At 69.7% G+C, this 23829-nt stretch carries 21 protein-coding genes; 14 read left to right on the top strand and 7 right to left on the bottom strand.

Annotated features, from left to right (window positions below; all coding sequences use genetic code 11):
* Positions 1-8 precede the first annotated feature (8 nt).
* Both otsB and ACGGCP_RS03760 read right to left on the bottom strand, forming a co-directional pair.
* Positions 9-2603 (bottom strand): trehalose-phosphatase, encoded by a 2595-nt coding sequence (gene otsB, locus ACGGCP_RS03765; protein WP_392960598.1) that lies wholly within the window; start codon positions 2601-2603, stop codon positions 9-11.
* Positions 2604-2665: 62 nt separating this feature from the next.
* Positions 2666-4096 carry a trehalose-6-phosphate synthase gene (locus ACGGCP_RS03760; protein WP_392960595.1) on the bottom strand — a complete coding sequence of 477 codons (1431 nt, stop codon included), beginning with the start codon at positions 4094-4096 and terminating at the stop codon, positions 2666-2668.
* A 162-nt stretch (positions 4097-4258) separates the two neighbouring features.
* Here ACGGCP_RS03760 and ettA point away from each other — a divergent pair, with 162 nt between their 5' ends.
* The 5 genes from ettA (at position 4259) to ACGGCP_RS03735 (ending at position 9133) form a co-directional block, all read left to right on the top strand.
* Complete coding sequence (ettA, locus tag ACGGCP_RS03755; protein ID WP_392960593.1) at positions 4259-5938, top strand: energy-dependent translational throttle protein EttA; 1680 nt, start codon at positions 4259-4261, stop codon at positions 5936-5938.
* 2 nt (positions 5939-5940) lie between these two features.
* On the top strand, positions 5941-6342 hold the full coding sequence (locus ACGGCP_RS03750) for an acyl-CoA thioesterase (RefSeq protein WP_392960591.1): 402 nt from the start codon (positions 5941-5943) through the stop codon (positions 6340-6342).
* Between the two features lie 18 nt (positions 6343-6360).
* The gene (locus tag ACGGCP_RS03745; RefSeq protein WP_392960589.1) at positions 6361-6924 is read left to right on the top strand and encodes a hypothetical protein; all 564 of its coding nucleotides are present in this window, start codon (positions 6361-6363) and stop codon (positions 6922-6924) included.
* A gap of 342 nt (positions 6925-7266) precedes the next feature.
* On the top strand, positions 7267-8064 hold the full coding sequence (locus tag ACGGCP_RS03740; RefSeq protein ID WP_392960586.1) for a YbjN domain-containing protein: 798 nt from the start codon (positions 7267-7269) through the stop codon (positions 8062-8064).
* Between the two features lie 148 nt (positions 8065-8212).
* Positions 8213-9133, top strand: coding sequence for a hypothetical protein (locus tag ACGGCP_RS03735; protein ID WP_392960584.1), 921 nt, complete (start codon positions 8213-8215; stop codon positions 9131-9133).
* Between the two features lie 106 nt (positions 9134-9239).
* Here the strand turns inward: ACGGCP_RS03735 and ACGGCP_RS03730 are convergent, their stop codons facing one another.
* Together ACGGCP_RS03730 and ACGGCP_RS03725 are read right to left on the bottom strand one after the other, a co-directional pair.
* Entirely contained in the window at positions 9240-9668 is a 429-nt protein-coding gene (locus ACGGCP_RS03730; protein WP_392960581.1) for a globin, read from the bottom strand.
* Between the two features lie 92 nt (positions 9669-9760).
* Entirely contained in the window at positions 9761-10795 is a 1035-nt protein-coding gene (locus ACGGCP_RS03725) for a mechanosensitive ion channel family protein (RefSeq protein WP_392960579.1), read from the bottom strand.
* Between the two features lie 290 nt (positions 10796-11085).
* Here ACGGCP_RS03725 and ACGGCP_RS03720 point away from each other — a divergent pair, with 290 nt between their 5' ends.
* From ACGGCP_RS03720 to ACGGCP_RS03710, 3 genes are all read left to right on the top strand, one after another.
* Entirely contained in the window at positions 11086-11607 is a 522-nt protein-coding gene (locus tag ACGGCP_RS03720) for an HNH endonuclease (protein ID WP_392962012.1), read from the top strand.
* A 237-nt stretch (positions 11608-11844) separates the two neighbouring features.
* Entirely contained in the window at positions 11845-12105 is a 261-nt protein-coding gene (locus ACGGCP_RS03715; RefSeq protein WP_392960576.1) for a hypothetical protein, read from the top strand.
* Between the two features lie 55 nt (positions 12106-12160).
* Complete coding sequence (locus tag ACGGCP_RS03710; RefSeq protein WP_392962009.1) at positions 12161-12526, top strand: DUF5130 family protein; 366 nt, start codon at positions 12161-12163, stop codon at positions 12524-12526.
* Between the two features lie 57 nt (positions 12527-12583).
* Here the strand turns inward: ACGGCP_RS03710 and ACGGCP_RS03705 are convergent, their stop codons facing one another.
* Both ACGGCP_RS03705 and pepN read right to left on the bottom strand, forming a co-directional pair.
* On the bottom strand, positions 12584-13513 hold the full coding sequence (locus ACGGCP_RS03705; RefSeq protein ID WP_392960573.1) for a hypothetical protein: 930 nt from the start codon (positions 13511-13513) through the stop codon (positions 12584-12586).
* A gap of 129 nt (positions 13514-13642) precedes the next feature.
* Positions 13643-16183, bottom strand: coding sequence for an aminopeptidase N (gene pepN, locus ACGGCP_RS03700; protein ID WP_392960570.1), 2541 nt, complete (start codon positions 16181-16183; stop codon positions 13643-13645).
* 103 nt (positions 16184-16286) lie between these two features.
* Between pepN and ACGGCP_RS03695 the strand changes: the two genes are divergently transcribed.
* The 6 genes from ACGGCP_RS03695 (at position 16287) to pyrE (ending at position 21973) form a co-directional block, all read left to right on the top strand.
* On the top strand, positions 16287-17492 hold the full coding sequence (locus ACGGCP_RS03695; RefSeq protein ID WP_392960567.1) for a DUF1015 family protein: 1206 nt from the start codon (positions 16287-16289) through the stop codon (positions 17490-17492).
* Positions 17493-17501: 9 nt separating this feature from the next.
* Positions 17502-17969 (top strand): ribose-5-phosphate isomerase, encoded by a 468-nt coding sequence (locus ACGGCP_RS03690; protein ID WP_392960565.1) that lies wholly within the window; start codon positions 17502-17504, stop codon positions 17967-17969.
* Between the two features lie 120 nt (positions 17970-18089).
* Positions 18090-18512 carry a hypothetical protein gene (locus ACGGCP_RS03685; protein ID WP_392960563.1) on the top strand — a complete coding sequence of 141 codons (423 nt, stop codon included), beginning with the start codon at positions 18090-18092 and terminating at the stop codon, positions 18510-18512.
* A gap of 126 nt (positions 18513-18638) precedes the next feature.
* Positions 18639-20312 carry a serine/threonine protein kinase gene (locus ACGGCP_RS03680; protein ID WP_392960560.1) on the top strand — a complete coding sequence of 558 codons (1674 nt, stop codon included), beginning with the start codon at positions 18639-18641 and terminating at the stop codon, positions 20310-20312.
* 216 nt (positions 20313-20528) lie between these two features.
* The gene (locus ACGGCP_RS03675; protein ID WP_392960557.1) at positions 20529-21407 is read left to right on the top strand and encodes a phytanoyl-CoA dioxygenase family protein; all 879 of its coding nucleotides are present in this window, start codon (positions 20529-20531) and stop codon (positions 21405-21407) included.
* 26 nt (positions 21408-21433) lie between these two features.
* On the top strand, positions 21434-21973 hold the full coding sequence (gene pyrE / locus ACGGCP_RS03670; protein WP_392960555.1) for an orotate phosphoribosyltransferase: 540 nt from the start codon (positions 21434-21436) through the stop codon (positions 21971-21973).
* Positions 21974-22024: 51 nt separating this feature from the next.
* Here pyrE and ACGGCP_RS03665 read toward each other — a convergent pair whose 3' ends face one another.
* Positions 22025-23824 (bottom strand): PASTA domain-containing protein, encoded by a 1800-nt coding sequence (locus ACGGCP_RS03665; protein WP_392960553.1) that lies wholly within the window; start codon positions 23822-23824, stop codon positions 22025-22027.
* Positions 23825-23829: the final 5 nt, after the last annotated feature.

Raw genomic sequence — 23829 nt, 5'->3', positions numbered from 1 at the left:
AGGGTGACTCAGATGCGTCCGCTTTGGCCGTTCAGCAGGTTCGCGACCCGGATGAGGCCCAGGTGCGAGTACGCCTGCGGGTGGTTGCCCAGGCCGCGCTCGGCGATCGGGTCCCACTGCTCGGGCAGGAGGCCCGTCGGGCCCGCGCACGCGAGGATCTGCTCGAACAGCTCCTCGGCGTCGGTGCGGCGGCCCACCTGCAGGTACGCCTCCGCGAGCCACGCGGCGCAGATGATGAACCCGCCCTCGGTGCCCGGCAGGCCGTCGTCGCGGTGGTAGCGGTACACGGTCGGGCCCGAACGCAGCCCGGCCTCGATCTTGAGCACGGTCTTGAGGTAGCGCGGGTCGTCCGGCGCGAGCAGACCCGAGAGGCCGACCCACAGCGACGCCGCGTCCAGGTCCTCGTGGCCGTACGCGGCCGTGTAGGCCCCGGCCTCGTCGTTCCAGCCCAGCTCCAGCACGTTCTTCGCGATCTGGTCGCGCAGCTCGTGCCAGTCCGGCCCGTACTCCATGCCGAAGTGCTCGGCGACCTTGAGCGCGCGGTCCACCGTCACCCAGCACATGACCTTCGAGTACACGTGGTGGCGGGGGGCCTGGCGGGCCTCCCAGATGCCGTGGTCGGGCTCGTGCCAGCGCTTCGCGACGGCCTCGACCATATTGGCGAGGACCTGCTGCTCGAAGTCCGAGAGGTGCCCGCGGCGCTGCGCGACGGCCTCGACGAGCATCGCCACCGGGCCGAACACGTCCAGCTGGACCTGGTTCGACGCGGCGTTGTTGATGCGCACCGGCCGCGCCCCGGCGTAACCGGGGAGCGTGTCGATGATCGCCTCGGGGCTCGGGGCCATGCCCTCGATGTCGTACAGCGGGGCCAGCCGCTCGGGGTGGCCCGCGGTGCGCTCGAGGATCCCGGCGACCCACGCGAAGTACGCCTCGGCCTCCTGGAGCGAGCCGAGGTCGACGAGCGCGTTCGCGGTCATCGCGGCGTCGCGGATCCAGCAGAACCGGTAGTCCCAGTTGCGGACGCCGCCCAGCTCCTCGGGGAGCGAGGTCGTACCGGCCGCGAGGATCGCGCCCGTCGGCTGGTAGCAGAGGGCCTTGAGCGCCAGTGCGGAACGCGAGACCATCTCGGTCTCGACGCGCGGGAGCTTGAGCGAGTCCGACCAGTTGCGCCAGCCCGCCTCGGTGGTGCGGCGGCGGACGCCGACGACCGGCGACCACTCGTCGAGGCTCGCCGATCCGGCGCGCATCTCGAGGACGAGGCTGCCGCCGACGGCGGCGAGGTCGACGACGGCGACGGCGAGCGAGTGCTGGCCGTCGTACTCGATGTGCCAGTCCACGCCCGGCGAGCGGAGGCTGATGGGCTCGCGGCCGCCCAGGACGTGCAGGCCGTCGTCGCCGACCGGCTGGAGCTGCACGGGCAGCTGCCCGAACTCGGGCCTGGGCGCGAAGGTGAGCTTGACCGGGATCTCGCCGCTGATCTCGCGGACGAGGACGGTGGCGTTGAGGTCGCCCCGGCGCCGCGGCGTGGAGTCGAGCCAGTCGGTGACCGACAGGCCCGGCCAGCGGGTCTCGACGGTCATCGTGCCGGAGACGTAGCGCTGGCCGAGGGGGATGCCGGCGTTGACGGGCTGGACGGTGAAGTGCCCGGCGTGCTCGCCGCCGAGCAGGTCGGCGAAGACCGAGCCGGAGTCCGGACGCGGGTGGCACATCCAGGTGACGCGGCCGTCAGGGGTCAGCAGCGCGTGGTTGGCGCCGTCGGCGAGCATCGTGTGCCGCTCGATGAGCTGGGCCGATTCGCCCTGGAGCCAGGCGCGGCGGGTGTCGACCAGGCGCGCGAGGAGCTTCGCCACGTCCTCGGGGTCGGAGATGCGGAACGAGGCGCGGGTGGGGCCCGGGCCGACGCGGACGCCGACGTCGGGGCCGTGCAGGTGCGCAAACGCATTCTCGTCGGTGACGTCGTCGCCCAGGAAGAGGACCGCGGAGGCCCCCAGCTGGTGGCGCAGCTTGTCGAGCGCGTCACCCTTGTGGGTGGTGACCACGGACAGGTCGATGACGGCCTTGCCCTCGGTCGTCTGCACGCCGTCCCAAGTGGACGGACCCTCGCGGACGTCCTCGACGGCCCGCATCGCGTCCGCGTCGGACGCCTCGCGGACGTGCAGCGCGCAACCGGCGGGCTTGGGCTCGACCCGGGCGCCCTCGTAGCGTTCGGCGATCGCGGACAGCTCGGCCACGAGCTTGTCGCGCAACCGCTGGTCCTCGCTGGAGAGCGCCCGGGTGAAGCCGACGTCGAACTCGGATCCGTGGGACCCGACCAGATGGATCTCGGAAGGCAGGCGGGAGAGCGCCGCCAGGTCGCGCAGCGCGCGGCCCGAGATGACCGCGACCTTCGTCTGCGGCAGGTTCGCCAGCGTCCGCAGGGCCGAGACCGACTCCGGAATCGGCATGGCCTGCGAGGGATCGGTGACGATCGGCGCGAGCGTGCCGTCGTAGTCGCACGCGATCAGCAGCTGCGGAACGCGGGCGAGCAGTGTGAGGGCTGAGCGCAATTCCTCGGAGGAGCTGAAGTCCTCCGGCGCGGGGCCCTCAGGGCGTGGTGCGGTCATCGTGGCGTATCTCTCCAACACCGTCGTTGCGGAAATTCTGGCCTGCCGCCCGACGCCGGGTATCAGACTTCGGCTGTCGGGCTGCCCGGATTGTACGCCGCGCTGCGCTCCGGAACTCCTAGCGCTGTGAGGAAACTGCGCGCCCAGCGACTCACGTCGTGCTTGCGCAGATACCGCCTCATCGCGCGCATCCTCTTCATCTTATCGTCGAGGGGCGCGGTCGCCGCTGTCACAAATCCGTCTTTCAAATCGGTCAAATCATGCGGATTCACCAGGAACGCCTGCCGCAGATCGCCTGCGGCACCGGCGAACTCGCTCAGGACGAGCGCGCCGCGGTTGTCGACGCGGCTCGCCACGTACTCCTTCGCGACCAGGTTCATGCCGTCGCGCAGCGGGGTCACCGCCATGACGTCGGCCGCCTGGTACAGCGCCGCCAGCTCGTACCGGTCGAAGCTCTGGTGCAGGTAGTGCACCGCCGGGAGCCCGACCTGCCCGTACTCGCCGTTGATCCGCCCGACCTCGCGCTCCACGCGCTCGCGCAGCGCCCGGTACTGGTCCACGCGTTCGCGACTGGGGGTTGCGACCTGGACCATGACCGCTTTCGGCACCTCCAGCCGCCCGTCCTCCAGGAGTTCCCGGAAGGCCTTGAGCCGCTGCTCGATGCCCTTCGTGTAGTCGAGCCGGTCGACACCGAGGATGATCGTCTCCGGCTCCCCGAGCTCGGCCCGGATCTCCTTGGCGCGCTGGCGGACCCGTTCGGTGCTCGCGACCTCTTCGTTGTGGGCGGTGTCGATCGAGATGGGGAAGGCGTCCGCGCGCACGAGCCGGTCGTCGACGGTGACGTAGTGGCCCCTGGGCCGGTAGCCGAGGAGGTGGCGGGTGAGCGCGAGGAAGTTCTGCGCCGCGAGGGGCCGCTGGAAGCCGACGAGGTCGGCGCCCAGGAGGCCCTTGAGGATCTCCATCCGGTGGGGGAGCTGCATGAACAGCTCGACCGGCGGGAACGGAATGTGCAGGAAGAACCCGATCCGCAGGTCGGGGCGCCGCTCGCGCAGCATGCCCGGGACGAGCTGGAGCTGGTAGTCCTGGACCCACACGACCGCCCCGGGGGCGGCCTCGCGGGCGGCGACTTCGGCGAAGCGCTCGTTGACCTCGTAGTAGGACTTCCACCAGGAGCGGCGGAAGACGCGCGGTTCGACCGCGTCGTGGTAGAGCGGCCACAGCGAGGCGTTCGAGAACCCCTCGTAGTAGCGCAGGACCTCGTTCTCGCTCAACGGGACCGGCATGAGGGTCACGCCGTCGGACTCGAAGGCGTCAGGGGCTTCGCCGGCGATGCCGGCCCAGCCGATCCAGGTGCCCTGATTGGCCTGGAGTACGGGTTCGAGGGCGGTGACGAGGCCGCCAGGGGATCGGCGCCAGGTTCGGTTTCCCTCTGAGTCGACCACAGCGTCGACGGGGAGGCGGTTGGCGACGACAATGAAGGATGCGTTGCTCAATTCGTATTTCCTCCTTTTCGCAAGCCTACCGGGGAGTGCCGCCGGGCGGTCGCGGTGACGCAGACGGGTCCGGCGACGGCCCGATTGGCGGTCGGCCCCCGGGACTTGACATCATTGACACCGGTCAGTTCAGTACAGCCCGTCGCAAAGCGAAGGATCAGCGTGGCGCAGTTCATCTACACCTTGGAAAAGGCGCGTAAGGCGCACGGTGACAAGGTCGTCCTCGACGACGTCACCTTGTACTTCAACCCGGGTGCGAAGATCGGCGTGGTCGGCCCCAACGGCGCCGGTAAGTCCAGCCTCCTGCGCATCATGGCCGGTCAGGACCAGGTCTCGAACGGCGACGCGAAGCTCGCCGCGGGCGCCACGGTCGGCATGCTCGCGCAGGAGCCGCCGCTGAACGAAGAGAAGACCGTGATGGGCAACGTCATGGAGGCCGTCGCGGACATCCAGGGCAAGCTCGACCGGTTCAACGAGGTCGCCATGGAGATGGCCACCGACTACACCGACGAGCTCATGGCCGAGATGGGCCGCCTGCAGGAGGAGCTCGACGCCGCCAACGCCTGGGAGCTCGACTCCAAGATCGAGCAGGCCATGGACGCGCTGCGCTGCCCGCCCGGCGACTGGCCCGTCACCAACCTCTCCGGCGGCGAGCGCCGCCGCGTGGCGCTCTGCAAGCTGCTGCTCGAGGCTCCCGACCTGCTGCTCCTCGACGAGCCCACCAACCACCTGGACGCCGAGTCCGTCCTCTGGCTGGAGCGCCACCTCGCCACCTACCCGGGCGCGGTCATCGCGATCACGCACGACCGGTACTTCCTCGACAACGTCGCGGAGTGGATCCTCGAGCTCGACCGCGGCCGCACCTACCCTTACGAGGGCAACTACTCCACCTACCTGGAGAAGAAGGCCGAGCGCATGAAGGTGGAGGGCCGCAAGGACTCCAAGCTCCAGAAGCGCCTCAAGGACGAGCTCGAGTGGGTCCGCTCCAACGCCAAGGGCCGCCAGACCAAGTCCAAGGCCCGCCTCGGCCGCTACGAGGAGATGGCCGCCGAAGCCGAGAAGACCCGCAAGCTCGACTTCGAGGAGATCCAGATCCCGCCGGGCCCGCGCCTGGGCTCGACCGTCATCGAGGTCAAGGACCTGGTCAAGGGCTTCGACGGCGAGACGCTCATCAACGGCCTGGACTTCAACCTGCCGCGCAACGGCATCATCGGCATCATCGGCCCGAACGGTGTCGGCAAGACCACCCTGTTCAAGACCATCGTCGGCCTCGAGAAGCCCGACTCCGGCGTCGTGAACATCGGCGGCACGGTCGACATCTCCTATGTGGACCAGAACCGCACGGGCCTCGACGGCGACAAGACCGTCTGGCAGGTCGTCTCCGACGGCCTCGACTACCTCATGGTCGGCAAGGTCGAGATGCCTTCGCGCGCTTACATCGCCGCGTTCGGCTTCAAGGGCCCGGACCAGCAGAAGCCCACCAAGGTCCTCTCGGGCGGCGAGCGCAACCGCCTGAACCTGGCGCTCACCCTCAAGCAGGGCGGCAACGTCCTCCTGCTCGACGAGCCCACCAACGACCTGGACGTCGAGACGCTCTCCAGCCTGGAGAACGCGCTCCTTGAGTTCCCCGGCTGCGCCGTCGTGATCTCCCACGACCGGGCCTTCCTCGACAAGGTCGCCACCCACATCCTCGCCTGGGAGGGCGAGGACGAGGACGGCCTGCCGAAGTGGTTCTGGTTCGAGGGCAACTTCGAGTCGTACGAGAAGAACAAGGCCGAGCGCCTCGGCCCGGAGGCCCTGAACCCGCACCGGGTCACGCACCGGAAGCTCACCCGGGACTAGCCGTGGCGCGCTTCAAGGTCGACGTCCCGCTGCGCTGGTCGGACATGGACGCCTTCGGGCACGTGAACAACAACCAGTTCATGGTCCTCCTCGAGGAGGCCCGGGTCGCCATGATGTTCTCCGCCGCCGCGGAGTCCGGCGTCCCCGGGTTCCGCGAGGGCGTCGTCGTGGCCCGCCACGAGGTCGACTTCCTGCTGCCGGTGACGGTGCCCGCCGAGACCCGCGTGGAGCTCTGGGTCGAGCGGATCGGGAACTCCTCGTTCTCGTTCGCCTACGAGCTCATCGCGAACGACAAGCTCGCGCTGCGCGCCAAGACCGTGATGGTGCCGTACGACATCGTCTCCCAGCGGCCCCGGCGCATCACCGCCGAGGAGCGGGCGTACCTCGAGCAGTGGACCGACTAGTCCGCGAATGACGATCCGTTGAAACCAGAACCGACCACCGCCGGGGACGACGCGGCCTTCGCTGCCCGCGCCGCCAGGCTCGACCCCGACACCCTCGTGCTCGCGCAGGGCGGCCTCCTGTGGGCCGCCCTGCCCTTCGGGGTCCTGGCCGTCCGCGAAGGCGCGACGGCCCTCCCCGAGGGCCTCTACCGCGCCGGAGACCTCGCCGCGGGCTCCCCGGCCGCCCGGCCCGCCGCCGAGTGGCGCGGGCGCCTCCCGAAGCGGCCGTGGACGACCGTCGAGTCCGTCCCGGCCGCCGACATCGCCGACATCGACCAGAAGGCCGCCCAGGCCCTGCGGGAGCGGCGCGGCCAGGGCATCGGCGACCGCCGCCTGCGCGACGCCATGCTCGACCACGTCACGCTCCGCGTCGAGCACGACGGCCGGATCTACCCGGTCGAGCTGCGGCTCGTCGCCGGGCTCTGCCGCATGGGCTTCCTCGGGACGGACCCGGTCCGGGTCCTCAAGTCGGGCCGGCGCATCGGCCTCGCCGCCACCTACGGCACCGTCTGGGACCGGGACCGCGGCCTTCCCTTGTTGTGACCGATTCGGAACACTGAGTGACTGTCACCCCGATCGGTGACGGATACCCGACGTCCGGAGGATGGGACGGCCCTTCCTGTTCTGATACATATGAAACCGGTGACAGTACCCCGTTCGCGCCTGCGAACAAACGCTCGACGGTTCATACTTTTGGTCAGGATTGGTTGACGGTTGTGCCAAGTCGTAGCGAGGTCGTAGCCTGCTCACTGCAACACGACGTAACTTGGCTATGCCCCGCGAAGCACGACCAATCACATCCAATGGTTCAGCTCAGCATGAATGCCAACGTATTACCCAACACTGCCAGTGATTCGCATTTTGGGTGGGAAGGCGGACAACACCATGGCATGGTGGCGCAGCAGAAAACGCGACGCACAGCAAGAGTCGATCGCCGAGGCGGTCGCCGAGGCCGACAGCGAGCTCGGCGGAGCCGCCGAGCGCGCCCAGGCGCGCGGCAGCCAGCCGAGCGCGGTCCCGAACCCGCGCGCCGAACGGCACGAGGACCCCGAGTTCGACACCGAGGAGCTCGAGGTCGACCTCGAGTTCGCCTCCCGCGAGCTGCGTCACGAGCTCACCGCGGAACAGCTCCTGCTCGGCCCCGAGCACGAGCAGATCTCCGAGGTCGACCGCTGGCATCTCATCAAGAAGGACCTCGAGGAGATCGACCCCGACTTCATCACCGACCTGGAGCAGATCGCCGCCGACGCGGTCGCCCAGGAGGTCGACGAGGCCGCTCCGCTCGACTCGGACCGCATCATCGCGGCCCTGAAGAACCTCGACATCCGCTACCTCGTCGACGAGAACGGCGGCATCGTGGCCCTCTGGGAGCGCCACATCGTCCAGGTCCGCGCCGAGGGCCCCGACCGCGACATCCTGGTGCTGCGCGCCCGCGCCTACCAGACCGTGCCGCGCGAGTGGGCCGAGCGCGGCTACGCCGCCATGAACGAGTGGAACCGCACCCGCCGCTTCCTCAAGGCCTACCTCGGCGAGCCGACCGACTCGGGCGCGCTCCCGGTCTTCGGCGAGATCCAGGTCCCCGTCCGCCCCGGCATCACCACCGCCCTGCTCGAAGAGCTCATCGACTGCGGCACCGCGATCTCGGGCACATTCGTCGAGTGGCTGGAAGGCGAACTGCTCTAGAGGCTGCCGGTCTGACCGTTGTGCACCTGTGCAAGACGCCGCCCCGGGTTCCGCGAGGAGCCCGGGGCGCCGCTTTGAGCAGGTGCGTTTCGCTTTGAGCCGGTACGATCATGAGGAACCCCCACCTCCAAATTGGATAGGAGACCCCATGAGCCCCGAACCCCAGCCCCAGCCTCCCGAGCCCGCCCAGACCCCTGACTTCACTTCCGGTCTCGAACCCGAGGCGCCGCAAGCGGCCCAGCCCCAGCCGCCCGCGGTCCCGTCTTCGGCAGCGCCGCAACCGGACTCATCGCCTTCGGTCTTCTCAGGGGAGAACGACGCCACCGTGAAGGTCGTCCCCGGCGCCGCCCCGCAGCCCGCCGCTCCGACGGCCGAGGCCCCGCAGCCCGCCTCCGCGACCGACGACTTCCTCACGGAGGCACAGGCACCCGTCGCCGCGCAGGCTCCGGGATACTCGCCCCCCGCCGTGCCGCCCGCCCCGGCGAGCGCCATGGCACCGGCCGCTACCGCATCGACCGGCGCACTGCCGCAGACGGCGCTCCCCTCGCCGGTCCCGCCGCCCGCCCAGGGCTACGCGATGACCCCGCCGCCGATGGGATCCCCGGCCGCAGCGCCCCCGGGCATGCCGGTCGGAGGACCCGGCGTGCCCCCGCCCGGGATGCCGACCGGCCCGATCCCGATGCCGATGGCCCCGCGCAAGCCCCGCAACAAGGCCGCGATCGCCTTCGCGGTCATCGCGGTCGTGCTGGCCGGCGTCGCGGCGACCTTCGGCATCCTCTACTCGGAGAAGACGAACGACTTCGACGACCAGGCCGGACAGCTCGAGACGACCGAGACCGAACGCGACGACCTCGAGGACGAGGTCGTCGCCCTCCAGTTGGAGCGCGACACCCTCCAGGCCGACTCCGACGCCCGCCAGGCCTGCTCCGACGCGCTCGACGCGTTCATCGCCGACAACTATCCGGGGACGATCGACAGCTTCGAGGATCTCGTCAGTGCCGAGTACCTCGAGTGGGCCGAGGCCCACGACGAGCTCTTCCGCGAGGTCGAGCGCCAGTGCCTCGCCTGACCTGAACGCAGAGAAGAACGGAGCGGCGGGTCTCCCCGCCGCTCCGTTCTCGTCTTCAGTCTCGTTGGCCCGCAGGCCTACTCGTTGCGCATGCTGCGCTCAAGCTTCATTCGTTCCTCATGAAGTCCGCCGCGCGCTCCATGTACTCCCACATGACCTGGTCGTACTCGGCGGGCAGGGCGACCTCGTCCATGGCCGCGCGCATGCACTTCAACCAGGCGTCGCGCTCGCGCTCGCCGATGGTGAACGGATTGTGGCGCATCCGCAGGCGCGGGTGGCCCCGCTCCTCGGAGTACGTGTGCGGCCCGCCCCAGTACTGCTCCAGGAACATCTTCAACCGCCGTGCGGCCGGGGCCAGGTCTTCCTCGGGGTACATCGGCCGCATGATCGGGTCGTCGGCCACGTGCGCGTAGAACGCGTTCGTCAGGCGCTCGAACGTCGCCTCGCCGCCCACGGCCTCATAGAAGGACTGCGTGGGCGCAGGCTGTCCGGTGGGCGTCAGAGCCACTACGGCTCGCGGGCTGTCACTAGGCATCTCCCAATCGTGCCAAGGGCCGGACCGACTGGGAAGGCGATCCGGCACGCGTCACACCGAATGGGCTCTATATCACCTGGAAAGCGCGGTACCTAGGGAGTCGTCCCCGCCGCGCCGGCCGCACCGGCGGCCCCGCCGCCCGCGACCGTGCGCGGCACGTAGATCCGCCCGGTGGCGGCCAGGTCGATGATCCCGGCCGACCGCAGCGCCTCGGAGACGCGGAGCCGCAGCTCACGGCCCGCCGCCCACTGCTGGTCGGAGGTCGTCCGCACGCCCAGGCGCACCTTGATCTCGTCGATGGTGATCGCGATCGGGCCGAGGTACTCGGGCTCCTTGAGGATGTGGTCGCTCCACTCCTCGTCCTGCACGAACTCCTCGGCGACCTGCGTGATGATCTCCCCGGCCCGGTCGATGTCCGTGGTCGGCGGCAGCGGCGTGTCGACCACGACGTACGCCCAGCTCTGGCTGGAGTTGCCGACGCGCAGGATCTGGCCGTTGCGCACGTACCACAGTGTCCCGTCGAGCGACCTGAGCGTCGTGACCCGCAGGCCCATGTCGACCACGGTGCCCTGGGCGTCGCCGACGTCGACGTTGTCGCCCACGCCGTACTGGTCCTCGATGAGGATGAAGATCCCGGCCAGGTAGTCCTGCACCAGGTTCTGCGCGCCGAAGCCGATCGCGATGCCCGCGATGCCCGCGCTGGCGAGTATCGGCGCGAGGTTCACGTTGAAGGCGCTGAGCACCAGCATGAACGCGACGGAGAAGATGACGATCCCGGCGACGTGCTGCAGCACGCCGGTGAGGGTCTCGGCGCGCTTGTCGCTGCGGTCGCCCAGGAGCTCGTCCCGGCGGGCGTTGCCCGAGCCGAGCTTGTCGGCGAGCTCCGCGATCGACTGCGGGCCCTTGATCGAGGTGACCTGCTTGATGATGCGGCCGATGGCGCGGTTGACGAGCCAGCGCAGGAAGAACGCCGCCAAGATGATGAGCAGGACCTGCCCGATCTTGTCGAGCACCACGCCGCCGTCGACGGCGAAGTTGTCGTTCTTGGTGACGCTCCACAGCACTGAACACGAGTTGAAACCCGGGTCGCAGGGCGAGGTCTCCTCGGTGGCGGCTAGCAGTTCCACGTTCGTCCTTCTCAAGGTCATCCAGGCGCGGGCGCAGTGTTCACGCCTCTCCGGCACCCTTACCGACGTCCGTCCGATCCGGTGTCGCGCTGGGCCCGCACAGACGATATTCGCGTGTCATTCAAGATCCCACGGAACCAGGGTGCAATTTTCTGAGATTTAGGTCAAACTTGTGGGGACCGATGGCTTGGAGGTACGTCACCGTGATAGGTCCTCGACATAGGAGCGCTCTCGACAGCGACCCTTCCCCAGGGGTGCTCCCGAATCTCTTCACGCACAACGCGGCCACGCTGGGCTCCGCCCTCGTCCTGAACCAGAGTTACGAGCCGCTGTGCGTGATACCAGTCAAGCGGGCGGCGGTGCTGCTGCTCACTCGAAAGGCCGAAACCGTCACTCCTGGTGACGGTTTTCTGCGCTCCGAAACCATGCACATCCCCGTCCCCTCGGTGGTCAGGCTCAACCGCTACGTGCCGATCCCCAGGCAGGTCGGGTCGAGCCCGTCGCGGCGCGGCGTGTTCGCCCGCGACGACTGGCGGTGCGTGTACTGCAACGCGTCGGCCGAGACCATCGACCACGTGGTGCCCCGCTCGCGCGGCGGGACGCACACGTGGGACAACGTCGTGGCGGCGTGCGCCCCCTGCAACCACCGCAAGAGCGACAAGACCCTGGCCGAGCTCGGCTGGCGCCTGCCCCGGGCGCCCCGGCCGCCTTCGGGCTGGCAGCTGCGCGGCTTCCGCGGCCAGCGCCGCCCCGACCCGGCGTGGGAGGCCTGGCTGCCCCGCCACGGGAAGGAGCGCGCCCGGCTCTCGTAGGAGCCGCCATCGGACGAGCGGGGCCCGTCGACAGTCGCATGACCGTCGGCGGGCCCCGTTCGTGCGCTTGCCTTGCCGCACCAACGCTTTCGGACCCTGTGCGACCGGGTGCACGGAGTTACCACCTGCGGCGATGTGAGGGGCGTAATTGGATTAGTCTGAGGGCCATGGTGACGGCGCCTGCTCGCCAGCCTGCGAGTCCGCCGGGTCACCTGTATCGAAATCTAGGGGAGCAACATGAATTTCCAGGACTGGCTGATACTTTTCGGCGCCCCGATCCTGGTCGTGGTCGCGGTCTTCGCCCTGATCTTCCTTCGGCACCCGAGGCCGCAGTCCCGCTACCGCACGGGCGAGCCCTACAACTTCAAACCGGTGTGGTTCGTCGCCCGCAATGGCGCGGTGGCAGGCGAGTCCGGCTTGGCCGAACTCGAGTCCGGCGCCCACGGCGCCGAGACCGTCGCCAGTGGACCCAAGGGAGGCTCGCATGGCAAGTGGTAACCAGGTGGCGATCGTCGAGGGCGTCGACAAGAGCCCCGAGGACGTCAAGCCCGCGATGCTCGAAGGCCCGTTCGACACCCGCGAGCTGCTGCACATCGACGAGGCCCTCTCCGTGGCCGAGCGCGACGGCGGCGGCCTGCACTACAGCGTCTACGTCGGGCCCCTGCACGACCCGGTCCGCGGCGCGGCCGAGGCGCTGCACGACAAGCTCGCCGACCCGGACCGCTCGATCCTCATCGCCGTCTCGCCCGAGCAGCGGCAGCTGGAGATCGTGACCGGCAAGCTCGCCCAGGAGAAGGTCCCGGACCGCTCCGCCGCGCTCGTGGTCTTCTCCATGGAGGCCGCGTTCGGCGCCGGACAGCTCGCCGGGGGCATCATCACCGGCCTGCGCATGCTCGCGGAGACCGCCGCGAGCCGCTAGACCAGAGACAGCGGAACGGCCCGGAAGCCTCGGCTTCCGGGCCGTTCTCGTGCTCGCTCATTTCCGCTTCGCGTCCTCGGGGAACTGGCGTTTGAGCAGGTCGTCGGCTTCGGTCAGCTCGAGCTTCCCGATGAACTCGACCCACGAGAGGGAATCGGCGACGGTCTCGCGGATCGACAGGATCGTCGTCCCCGGGATGCGCATCGTCAGTGTCGCGGGGGAGCCGATCGCCTTCTGCGCCAGGACCGCCTCGGTCGGCTGGCCGTTGAGGCCCTTCGCGAGCTCGAACACCGCCGACTCGTTCTCCTTGGCCTTCGGCACCCACTCCATGTCGCGCTTGAGGATCAGGGACGCACCGACGGTCTTGCCGCCGGACTCGCCGCTGTAGGTCAGCACGATCCGGTTCGCGTCCCCGCGCGCACTCGACAGGCTCCACGCCGTGTCGGTGACGTCCACGAGCTGCCCCTGGAAACGCCGCACCGAGTTGCGCGCCTGCTTCGCCTGCCGCCGGTCGGCGAGCGGCTTCGCGACCACCCGGAACACCACGACGAGCGCGGCCAGGACGAGCACGCCGATGCCGACGGCCGCGACCTCGTGCAGCCCCGCGTCGACCGTCCAGATGATCGACATCGGCACGAGCACGCCCGCGGCCAGGCCGAGGAGCGGCTTGAGCCAGAACGGCCCGCTCCCGGTCGGCACGCGCAGCGGCGCCATCAGGCCGATCACGCCCGACACGACCAGGCTGATGCCGACGAGCTCGGGCGCGGGCACGTCGTACCGGCGCAGCCAGTCGACCGCCCACCAGGCCAGGAAGCCCGAACCGATGAGCACGGTCGGGATGAGCAGCACGACGGCGAACATCAGCTGCTGCGGCTGGGGCCGGGTGCGCGAGGCGAGCACGGGCCCGAGCAGCAGGAGCGGCAGGACGATCCCGAACAACGCGACCAGGGTGGCGCTCAGGACGACCACCGGCAAAAGCGCGGACAAGACGGCTCTTTCCTCTTAAGGCGGGGGTGTGGAACACGGCGAGCTTATCAACGGCGCGAAAAGCGCTCGGGGCTCCGGGACGCCGATGTGCGCGGCGGTCCCGGAGCCCCGATGAGACTCGATCCGAGTTTAAGCGGACTTGTCCAGTTCCCGGCCCTTCAGTGCACGGGCGATGTCCGCCCGGCCCTCGGCCACGCCGCGCTTGACCGGCGCGGGCCGGTCCTCGGCGAGCCACGCGTCGAGCGTCTCCAGCGTCTCCGCCTCGATCAGGTTCGACGGGAACGCGAGCTTGGAGAACTCGACGGCCTGCTGCGCGCCCAGCTTCTCCCACAGCTCCGGCACCGCGTCCAGGTACGGCCGCAGGTACGGGCGCACCAGGTCGGCCTGGTCGAGCGGCGCGAAACCGAGCATCGAGGACCGGCGCACCCAGTTCTCCGAGTTCGGGTCGGTGATCCGCTCCCAGGCGCGCTGCTTCGCCTCCGCGTTCGGGACGACCGCGCGGGCGATGATCGCCAGGCGCTGGCCGTCCGCCGTGGAGTCGCGGTCGAGCTCGGCGTCGATGGCGTCCTCGGGGACTGCCCCGTTGCCGACGAGCCCGGTGAGCAGGGCCCACCGCAGGTCGGCGTCGACGGCCAGACCCTCAGGGACCTCGTTGCCCTCGAGCCACCCGCCGATGCGGGCCAGGTCCGCTTCGGAGCGCGACGCGGACGCGTAGGCCTTCGCCCACGACCGCTGCGGGTCCGAGCCCGGCGCGGCGGCCTCCATCGCGGCCTTCGCGGCCTGCGCCCAGGACTCGCGCAGCGCGGCGCGGTGGGCCGGGTCGGCGTAGGCGAGCGCCCCGGCGACCTGCCGCTGCGCGACGGTGACGATGTTGATGTCCGTCTCGGTCGTGAGGCTCTTCACGCCGAGCTGTACGAACTGTGTCGCGGTCAGTTCGGCGTCACGGAGCATGTCCCACGCGGCGGCCCAGATGAGCGCCCGCGCGAGCGAGTCCTCGAGCGCCGAGGTGTGCTCGACGGCCGTGGCGAGGCTCCGCTCGTCCAGGCGCAGCTTCGCGTACGTCAGGTCGTCGTCGTTGAGCAGCAGGAAGTCCGGCTGCTTCACGCCCGCGAGCGCGGTGATCTCGGTGGCCTCACCGGTGACGTCCACTTCGATCCGGTCGCGGCGCTTGAGCACGCCCGCTTCCAGGTCGTAGAGGCCGATCGCGATGCGGTGCGTGCGGTGCGTCGGGTGCTCGGCCGGAACCTCTTGCAGCACAGTGACCTTGGTGTAGTTGCCGTCCGCGTCCACGGCCACGTCCGGGCGCAGGGTCGAGACGCCCGCGGTGCGCAGCCACGTGTCCGCGAAGTCCTTGAGCGGCTTGCCGCTCGCGGCCTCCAGCTCGCCCAACAGGTCCGAGAACACCGCGTTGGAGAACTGGTGCTTCTCGAAGTAGGCGCGCAGGCCCGCCAGGAACGGGTCGATGCCGACGTAGGCGACGAGCTGCTTGAGGATCGAGGCGCCCTTGGAGTAGGTGATGCCGTCGAAGTTCGCCTGGATCTCCTCGGTGTCGCCTGCGGCGGTGTACACCGGGTGCGTGGTCGGCTGCTGGTCGGCGCCGTAGCCCCAGTTCTTGCGGGCCGACAGGAACGTCGTCCACGCGCCGTCGAAGCGGGTCGCCTCGACGTTCGCCCAGTGGGAGGCCCACTCGGCGAAGGACTCGTTGAGCCACAGGTCGTCCCACCAGCGCATCGTGACGAGGTCGCCGAACCACATGTGCGCCATCTCGTGCAGGATCACGTTCGCGCGCTGCTCCAGCTCGAAGTCGGTGACCTGCGAGCGGAACAGGAACGAGGCCTCGGCGATGGTGACGCAGCCGAAGTTCTCCATCGCGCCGAAGTTGTACTCGGGGGCGAAGACCTGGTCGTACTTCGGCAGCGGGTACCGCACCCCGAAGTGCTCGTGGAAGTGGTCGAAGCCCTGGCGGGTGACCTCGAAGACGCCCTCGGGGTCCAGGTAGTCCTTCATGGACTGGCGGCAGTACAGGCCCATGTCGATGCCGTCGTGCACCGCGTGCACGCCCACGTACGGGCCCGCGCAGATCGCGGTGATGTACGGGCTCATCCGCACCGACTGCTTGAACAGCGTCACCTTCAGGTTGACGTCCTCGACCACGGTCTCGTGCTCGGCGGGCATGTTCGAGATCACGGTCCAGTGCTTGGGGGTCCGCACCTGGAACGTGAACGCGGCCTTCAGGTCCGGCTGGTCGAAGCACGCGTACACGCGCTGCGCGTCGGCGACCTCGAACTGCGAGTAGAGGTAGGTCTCCTTGTCGACCGGGTCGGTCATGCGGTGCAGGCCCTGCCCGTCGGTCGAGTACGCGAAGACCGCGTTCACGACCAGCTCGTTCTCGGCCGCGAGACCCGTGATCTTCAGCCCGTCCTTGGGGTCGTAGCCGATGAGGCTGACGGGCTCGCCGTTGAGGAAGGCGTCCTCGATGCGTTCGGCGGCGATCTCGATGAACGTCTCCGCACCCGGTTCGGTGCAGGAGAACTTGACGGCGGTGCGCGAGCCGAAGGTGTCGCCCTGCTCGTGCCCGGTGAGGTCGAGCTCCACGGTGTAGGACTCGACGTGGAGCAGCTCAGCGCGACGCTGAGCCTCGTCTCGAGTGAGAATGTGCGTTGCCGCCACAGTGCCTCCAGTCAGGGATTCGGATATGAAAGAAGTGTGTCACATCTCGGGAGTTCACTCGGCGGCCACGTCGGCGATGAACAGGGTCGATTACGCTCGTGGCGTGACTGCTGCACACCCGATCGACCAGGCCTGGCTTTCCACCGGGAGCACTGGTGCGAAGAACTACGACGAGTTCCCCGACGAAACCGAGATCACCCGGATCATCGAGGCGAACCCCGCGTCCATGCTGGGCGTCGAGATGCCCGCGCACACGCCCGAGGCGGTGGCCGCCGGACTGACGTTCGAGCAGGCCCTGCCCGCCGCGGCCGAGCGGCTCTCCGCGCTCAAGGAGGCCGGGCGCTTCGCCGCGTTCGGCGACGTCGCCGTCGCCTACCGGATCTCCGGCGGCGAGGAGCCCACCGCGTACGGCGTGTTCTGCCTCGTCGACACCGCCGAGATCTCCTCCTCCGCCGAGGAGCCCGGCAAGGTCATCCGCAACGAGGACGTCTTCATCGAGAAGGTCAAGCAGCGCAACGAGCTCAACCAGCGCCTGCGCCACCTGCTCAGCCCCGTCCTGCTGCTCCAGTCGAGCCGCGGCGAGGAGCTGCACGCCGCGATCGAGACCGCGATCGCCGGTGCCGGCGAGCCCGTCGCGAAGGACGTCGACGAGGCCGGGCGCGCGCACGAGATCTGGGCGATCGGCGGCGAGGCCGGGGAGGCCCTGACCGCGCTGGCCGGGGACGGCGACCTCATCGTGGCCGACGGCAACCACCGCTCGCTGGCCGCGCAGGTCGGCGAGCTCGACCGGTTCCTCGCGGTGATCACCACCCCGCAGTCGGTCGTCATCCGCCCCTACCACCGCCTCGTGAAGGGCCTGCCCGGTTCGGCCGCGCAGCTGGTGGAGCAGATCGGGCAGATCGGCGCCTCGGTCATCGAGGTCGACGACCCGCCCCAGACGCCCGCCGAGGGCGGCACCGTGGTCGTCTACGGCCAGGGCCGCACTTGGGAGATCGCCTTCCCCAGAGTCGAAGGCTCGGTCGTCGACCGCCTCGACCACACGCAGGTCGAGAACGAGGTCTTCACGGGCCTGCTCGGCTGGGACGCGGGGGACAAGCGCATCACGTACGTGGGCGGCGACTACCCGGCGTCGTGGCTCGCCGAGCAGGTGGACGCGGGCAAGGCCGACCTGGCGATCCTCATCGCCCCGGTCACCGTCCCCGACTTCATCGACGTGAACCTCCAGCGGCTGAAGATGCCGCGCAAGTCGACCTGGTTCGTGCCCAAGGCCCGCGCCGGTCTCGCCATCGTCGAGCTTCCGAAAGGCTAAGGTCCCATCGTGCGCATTTATCTCGCCTCCGACCACGCGGGCCTCGAACTCAAGGACCACCTGGTGAAGCACCTGGGCGGCCGCGGCTTCGAGGTCGTCGACGTGGGCCCGCACCAGTACGACGCCGAGGACGACTACCCGCCGTTCTGCCTCAACGCCGCCTCGCAGGTGGTCGCGGACAAGGGGAGCCTCGGCATCGTCATCGGCGGCTCCGGCAACGGCGAGCAGATCGCCGCGAACAAGGTCCCGGGCTGCCGCGCGGCCCTGGCCTGGAGCGTGGAGACCGCGAAGCTCGGCCGCCAGCACAACGACGCGAACGTGGTCGCCATCGGCGGCCGCATGCACTCGCTCGACGAGGCGACCAGCTTCGCCGACGCGTTCGTGGACGAGGCGTTCTCCGGCGCCGAGCGCCACCAGCGCCGCATCGACATGCTCACCGAGTGGGAGTCCACCCACGAGCTGCCCGAACTGCCTTAAGCGGCAACGAAGCAGAGGAAAGGCCCGGGTTTCGGCCCGGGCCTTCTCCGTGGGCGAAAACCAGGAGAATTCGACACATCGGATCTGGAGTAATTGGACGGGTGTTGGTAGCGTCAACCCATGAATAAGGGTTTTCGCGTTCTCCTCCAGGTCTTCCAGGTCATCGGCCTGATCGGCACCTTGCTGTTCATCACCTCCTCCCTGCTCTGGTACATCGCCGACTTCGACCTGACCGGCCTCGCCGAGGACTCGGCCCCGGTCGAGCTGTGGGCCATCAGCTTCGGCATCCTCACCCTGGCGCTCTCACCCGCCTTGTGGTCGCTTTCCCGTGCCGGAGGCCAGGCCGCGCCCGCCTCGACTGGGACGTTCGACCGCGTGCAGGTCACACCCGTCCCGTCGCAGCCGCAGCAGCAGACCGGCGGCGTGTTCGAGCCGATGAACAGCTCGATCGCACCCGCGCCGCCCGCCAGCTCGTACGGGCAGCCGTCCGCGGGCGGGCCGTCGTCGCCGCAGGCCGGGAGCCCGTGGAACTCGGGTCGCTGACCCGCTCCGGGCGGGTAGCGGTTGCTCGCTGAGACGATGCGAACAGCGCCGCCTCTGGGGGCCGTGGAGGGTGGGTTCCGGGCGTTACGCTATTGGCTCGGACTATTCATCGCGAAGGACCACTTCATGTCGAACGCCACCGTCGACCTCGTCTGCGGCCCGGCCGACCCCCTGCCGGGGTCAGAGCAGAGCTACCGGCTGACCGGCCTGCTCGGCTCGGGCGGGCAGGCCGACGTGTACCAGGCCGTTCGCGTCTCCGCCGGGGTCGCCTCGGCGCCCCTGAGCGTCAAGGTCCTCCGGCTCAACCCGCACGACACGCGCGAGCACCAGTTCCGTTCCTGGGACAAGGGCGACGCGGTCCTCATGGACCTCCACGGCCGGAACGTGGGCGCGATCTGCCGCCGCATCGACGCGTTCTACGGCCGCCTGCCGCACCCGCCCGGCCAGGCCCCGACCGGCGAGCCCGTCCCGTTCCAGGTCCTGGAGTACCTGCCCGGGCACGACCTGCGCCAGCTGCTGCAGTGGCGGCTCGGCCGCGTCGACGCCGCCCGCACCCTGAAGTCCGTCGCCGAGGTCATGCAGGCGATGCACCACCCGCCCACGGGCGCGCACCCGGTCCTGCACATGGACCTCAAGCCCGCGAACGTGATCATCGGCCCTGACGGCTCGGCGAAGGTCATCGACTTCACCGGCGCCCGCTACTACACCCCCGCGCACCTGACCACGATCGCGTACACGCGCGAGACCGCCGGTCCCGAAGCGCACCAGGGCACCGTCGGCCCCGCCTACGACGTGCACGGCTTCGGCTCGATCGCGTTCTACCTCGTGACGGGCGCGAGCGCCCGCACCGACTCGCCCGGCCAGGAGCAGTCCGTGCCGTGGGCGCGGCTGCGCAAGCACCCGGCGCTCGAGGCGAACCCGCGCCTGCGCGAGCTGCTCACCGCGACGCTCGACGACAACCCGGAGAACCGGCCCCGCACCGAGGAGCTGCCGCGCTGGATCGGCGAGCTCTGCGCGGTCATGACCCGCTCGAACCTCCCCGACCTCGGCGTCGACTGGAACACCGAGCACACCGCGGGCGTGCACTCGGCCCCGATGGGCCGCCCGATCGACACCGCCGCGACCCGCCGCCTCGACCGGCCGAACGCGCCGCTCGCGGCGCCCACCCAGGTCACGCCCGTCGCCCCGGCCGCGGACAGCACCCGCGTCATGGCCGACGGCACCCGCGTCATGGAGGCCGGCGCCCCGAGCCCGGTGCAGGACAAGCCCGCCGGGCGCGTCCGCGTCCCCAGTCAGAACGAGCGCCCCGACGGCTACTCGCCCGGCCGCTCCGCCGGGCCGCCCCCCGGCCGCGACCCGCTGCCGCGCCTCAAGCTCTCGACAGACCCCGAGGAACCGAGCGAACGCGAGCTCGACAAGGCCGACCGGCCCCCGCTGCTCGGCCCGCCCGGGTCGCTCTCGAAGGGCTTCGAGCTGTCGGTGATCGGCGGCCTGTTCTCCCTGATCATGTGGCTCATCTGGGCCATCCAGCAGGGCATGGACACGCTGCGCAGCCAGGTCTTCAGCTACCTGTTCGTGCTCGCAGTGGCCGTCGGCCTGTTCTTCCTGATCCGCGTCGCGGGCGGCATCCTGTGGGGCCGCTGGCTGCACGCCAAGCGCAAGTCCGCGCGCCTCGCGCACCTGGCGACCGGCGTCTTCCTGTTCATGGTCGGCATGAGCTACCTCGACCAGCTCAGCTGGGACTGGATCTCGCTTGATTTCGGCTGGTTCGACTGGATCACCGACCTCTTCGGAGAGTGACGGCCCGTTCGCTTTCGGTGCGGCATGTTTCGCGACTTCCCATGGAACTTCGAGTCTTTCTCCAGCGCCTGTGAAGTGATGGCCACTACGATTTCCGGTAATGAACACCGCGGGAATCTTGCCTGATTTTCCGACTCCCGCAGTGCAACCGCATTGGGCGGATCAGGCGTCTAGCTAGACGACAAGATCCCCCCTGGAACCCGGAAAGGCATTGAGATGACCGCATTGACATCGGTCGGTGCCGCAGCTCTCACCCCTGAGCAGCGTGAAGCCTTCGATCGCGACGGCTATCTGATGATCCGCGGCGCGCTCGACGCCGACGATCTCAAGCGTTGCAACGACGCTCTGGACCGCGTGTACGAGATCGAGAAGGAAGCGGGGCGGCTCAGCCCCGAAGGCGCGATGCACCGCCTCGACGCCGTCACTTCCTGCCCGGAACTCGCGTTCCTGCTCAACCACCCCAAGACCTTCCACTACGTGTGGTCGATCCTGGGCTGGAACTTCCACGTCTACCACTCGCACGTGGACAAGCACCCGCCGATCGAGGGCAAGCGCCCGTTCCGCTTCGAGTGGCACCAGGACGGCGGCCGCCAGAACCGCGAGACCGAGACCGACCCGCGCCCGCGCCTGTCGGTCAAGCTCGCCTACTTCTTCACCGACCTCGCCGAGGAGGGCCGCGGCAACACCAAGATCATCCCCGGCTCCCACAAGTGGAACCGGATCGACGGCCCGCCGCGCCGCGACATGGAGTGGCCCGACCCCGAAGGCGCCATCGAGGTCACCGGCAACGCCGGCGACGTCATGTTCTTCGACCGCCGCATCTGGCACGCCCGCAGCGACAACTACTCGGACCTGACCCGCAAGGTCGCGTTCTTCGGGTTCACGCCGCGCTGGATCCGCGCCCGCGACATCGTCGAGCACCTGCCCAACGAGCCGTGGTGGAACGACCTCGACCCGGTCCAGCAGCAGATGCTCGGCGGCCACATGCCCACCGGCGACCACGGCTGGGGCCACTGGCCGAAGGAGACGCCGCTGTACAACTGGCTCGCCGAGCGTGACCTCCTCGACCCGGATTACCCGCCGCTGCGCCCGTAAGGGCCCGCACGTGGCAGGCTGACCGCATGAGCACCACTGACGCCGACCTCGCGCGCGACATCTTCAACCGCTCGCACCTGACCGGGGAGTTCACGCTCCGGTCCGGTGTGGTCGCACACGAGTACTTCGACAAGTACCTGTTCGAGTCCGACCCGGTCCTGCTGCGGCGCATCGCCGAGGCGCTGGCACCGCTGGTGCCCGCGCACGGCGTCGACGCCCTGGCGGGCCTGGAGACCGGCGGCATCCCCATCGTCACGATGCTGTCGCAGGTGACGGGCCTTCCGGCCCTGTTCGTGCGCAAGGAGGCCAAGACGTACGGCACGTGCCGTCTGGCCGAGGGCGGCGAGGTCGAGGGTCGGCGGCTGTTCATCGTCGAGGACGTCATCACTTCGGGCGGCGCCGTGCTCGACGCCGTGAAGGAACTGCGGAACCGGGGCGGGATCGTCGAGGGCGGCGTGTGCGTCATCGACCGCGAGTCGGGCGGGCTGAAGAACCTGTCCGACATCGACGTGCAGATCCAGGCGCTGTTCACGATGACCGAGCTGAAGGCCGCCGGAGCGAACTGAGCGAAGAGGAAAGGGGCCGGACGATCACTCGTCCGGCCCCTTTCTCGTCGCCTACCTGGCCCAGAGCCAGATCTCGGACCCCTTCGGGTGCTCGGAGCCCGGGTCGAGGGACTGGTCGAAGACCTTCCCTGTGAACCAGATCTGCGCGGTCTTCACCGCGAACCCGAGGCCTTCGAGCAGTTCGGTGGCCTCGCCGATCTCCATGCCCTCGACGTCCGGCACCTCGACCGGTTCGGGCCCGTCGCTGACCACCAGGTCGACGGTGTCGCCCGGTCCCGCCGGGGCCTCTCCGGCGGGGGTCTGCGAGATGACCTGCCCGGCATCGATCGTGTCGCTGTGGCTGCGGGTGACCTCGCCGATCACGAGCCCCTCCGCTTCGAGCGCGTCGACTGCGGCGTCCTCGTCCTGGCCCACCACATCGGGGACGGTGATCGGCGGGAACCCGTCGGAGACGAAGAGCGTCACCGGCGTCCCGGCCTTGACCTCTTCACCTGCGGCAGGGTCGGTGCGGGTGACCTCGCCCGCCTTGACGTCCACGCTGTACTCGTGCTCGACCTTCACCTCGGCGTCGAACGCAGCGAGTTCCGACAGGGCCTTCTCTTCGGTCATCCCCTTCAGGCTCGGCACCTGGTACCGTTCCGGCCCTTGCGAGATGACGACGGTGATCGTCGAGCCGCGCCTGATCCGGTCGCCCACGCCCGGGTCCTGCGAGACGATCCCGCCCACAGGAACGCTCTCGCTGTAGCCGTCGACGAGTTCGACTTCGAAGCCCTGCTCCTCGGCGTACGCCGCGACGCTCTCGCGGCTCTGGTCCAGCAGCGACGGCGCGGCCGTGTACCGGCCGATCCCGATCCACCACCCGGCTGCGGCGACGCCGACGAGCAGCACCGCGATGAGCCCGAGCGTCGACAGGGCCTTCCACGACCGCTTCGCCTTCGGCGGCTCGACGACCATCGTGGTCTGCACGACCCGGGTCGGCCGCGGGACCTTCCCGGTGCTGCCCTTCGCGGGCCGCACGTCGACCGCCTGGAGCCTGCGCAGGAACGCCCCCGCGTCGACGGGGCGCGCGCCGGGCCGCCGCGAGGCCGCCGCGAGCACCAGCTCCGCGAGGCCGTCGGGCACGTCAGGGGCCTTCTCCTGCGGGGTCGGCACGTCCTCGTCGACGTGCCTGCGCGCCACCGCACCCGAGTCGGGGCCGTCGAACGGCACTTCGCCCGTGAGCAGTTCGTACAGGAGGATCGCGGTCGAGTACACGTCGCTCGCGGTCGTCGCCGGCTTGCCGTTCACCAGCTCGGGCGCGACATACGCGGCGGTGGCGACGAGCGGGCCGCCGGTGTCACGGTCGCCGTGGACCGCTTCGGCCAGACCGAAGTCCACCACCTTGACGCGGTCGCCCCGGCCGCCGTTCTTGAGCAGGATGTTCTCGGGCTTGATGTCGCGGTGCACGAGCCCCGCGTCGTGCGCGGCCTGGAGCCCGTCGAGCACCTGCCCGCACAGCTCCACGGCCTCTTCGAGGCGCAGGCGCCGCCGCCGGTTGAGCAGGTCGCGCAGGGTCGTGCCGGGCACGTACTCCATGACGACGTACGGCAGTCCCTCGTGGACGCCCTGGTCGAACACGGCCACGACGTTCGGGTGCGAGAGCCGCGCGATCGTCTTCGCCTCGTCGGCGAACGCCTTCACGTCGAACCCGGCGACAGCCGCGTTCGTGATGATCTTCACCGCGACAGTGCGGTCGAGGCGCTCGTCCTGCGCCTCGTAGACGTCGGCCATGCCGCCGCGCGCGATGAGCCGCGTGAGCCGGTACCGGCCGTCGACCCGCGCACCGGTCAGGTCCCCTGTCGTCGTTGTCAACCCGC

Origin of the sequence: Glycomyces sp. NPDC048151 (assembly GCF_043202775.1) — a bacterium.
Taxonomy (GTDB): Bacteria; Actinomycetota; Actinomycetes; order Mycobacteriales; family Micromonosporaceae; genus Glycomyces.
This window is presented reverse-complemented; position numbering and strand designations above follow the sequence as displayed.

Excerpts from the sequence above, each read along its gene's own strand:
- otsB (WP_392960598.1), bottom strand. The coding sequence starts at position 2,603 with ATGACCGCACCACGCCCTGAGGGCCCCGCGCCGGAGGACTTCAGCTCC.
- ACGGCP_RS03740 (WP_392960586.1), top strand. The coding sequence starts at position 7,267 with ATGGCATGGTGGCGCAGCAGAAAACGCGACGCACAGCAAGAGTCGATC.
- ACGGCP_RS03735 (WP_392960584.1), top strand. The coding sequence starts at position 8,213 with ATGAGCCCCGAACCCCAGCCCCAGCCTCCCGAGCCCGCCCAGACCCCT.
- ACGGCP_RS03730 (WP_392960581.1), bottom strand. The coding sequence starts at position 9,668 with ATGCCTAGTGACAGCCCGCGAGCCGTAGTGGCTCTGACGCCCACCGGA.
- ACGGCP_RS03715 (WP_392960576.1), top strand. The coding sequence starts at position 11,845 with ATGAATTTCCAGGACTGGCTGATACTTTTCGGCGCCCCGATCCTGGTC.
- ACGGCP_RS03710 (WP_392962009.1), top strand. The coding sequence starts at position 12,161 with ATGCTCGAAGGCCCGTTCGACACCCGCGAGCTGCTGCACATCGACGAG.
- ACGGCP_RS03685 (WP_392960563.1), top strand. The coding sequence starts at position 18,090 with ATGAATAAGGGTTTTCGCGTTCTCCTCCAGGTCTTCCAGGTCATCGGC.
- ACGGCP_RS03680 (WP_392960560.1), top strand. The coding sequence starts at position 18,639 with ATGTCGAACGCCACCGTCGACCTCGTCTGCGGCCCGGCCGACCCCCTG.
- ACGGCP_RS03675 (WP_392960557.1), top strand. The coding sequence starts at position 20,529 with ATGACCGCATTGACATCGGTCGGTGCCGCAGCTCTCACCCCTGAGCAG.
- pyrE (WP_392960555.1), top strand. The coding sequence starts at position 21,434 with ATGAGCACCACTGACGCCGACCTCGCGCGCGACATCTTCAACCGCTCG.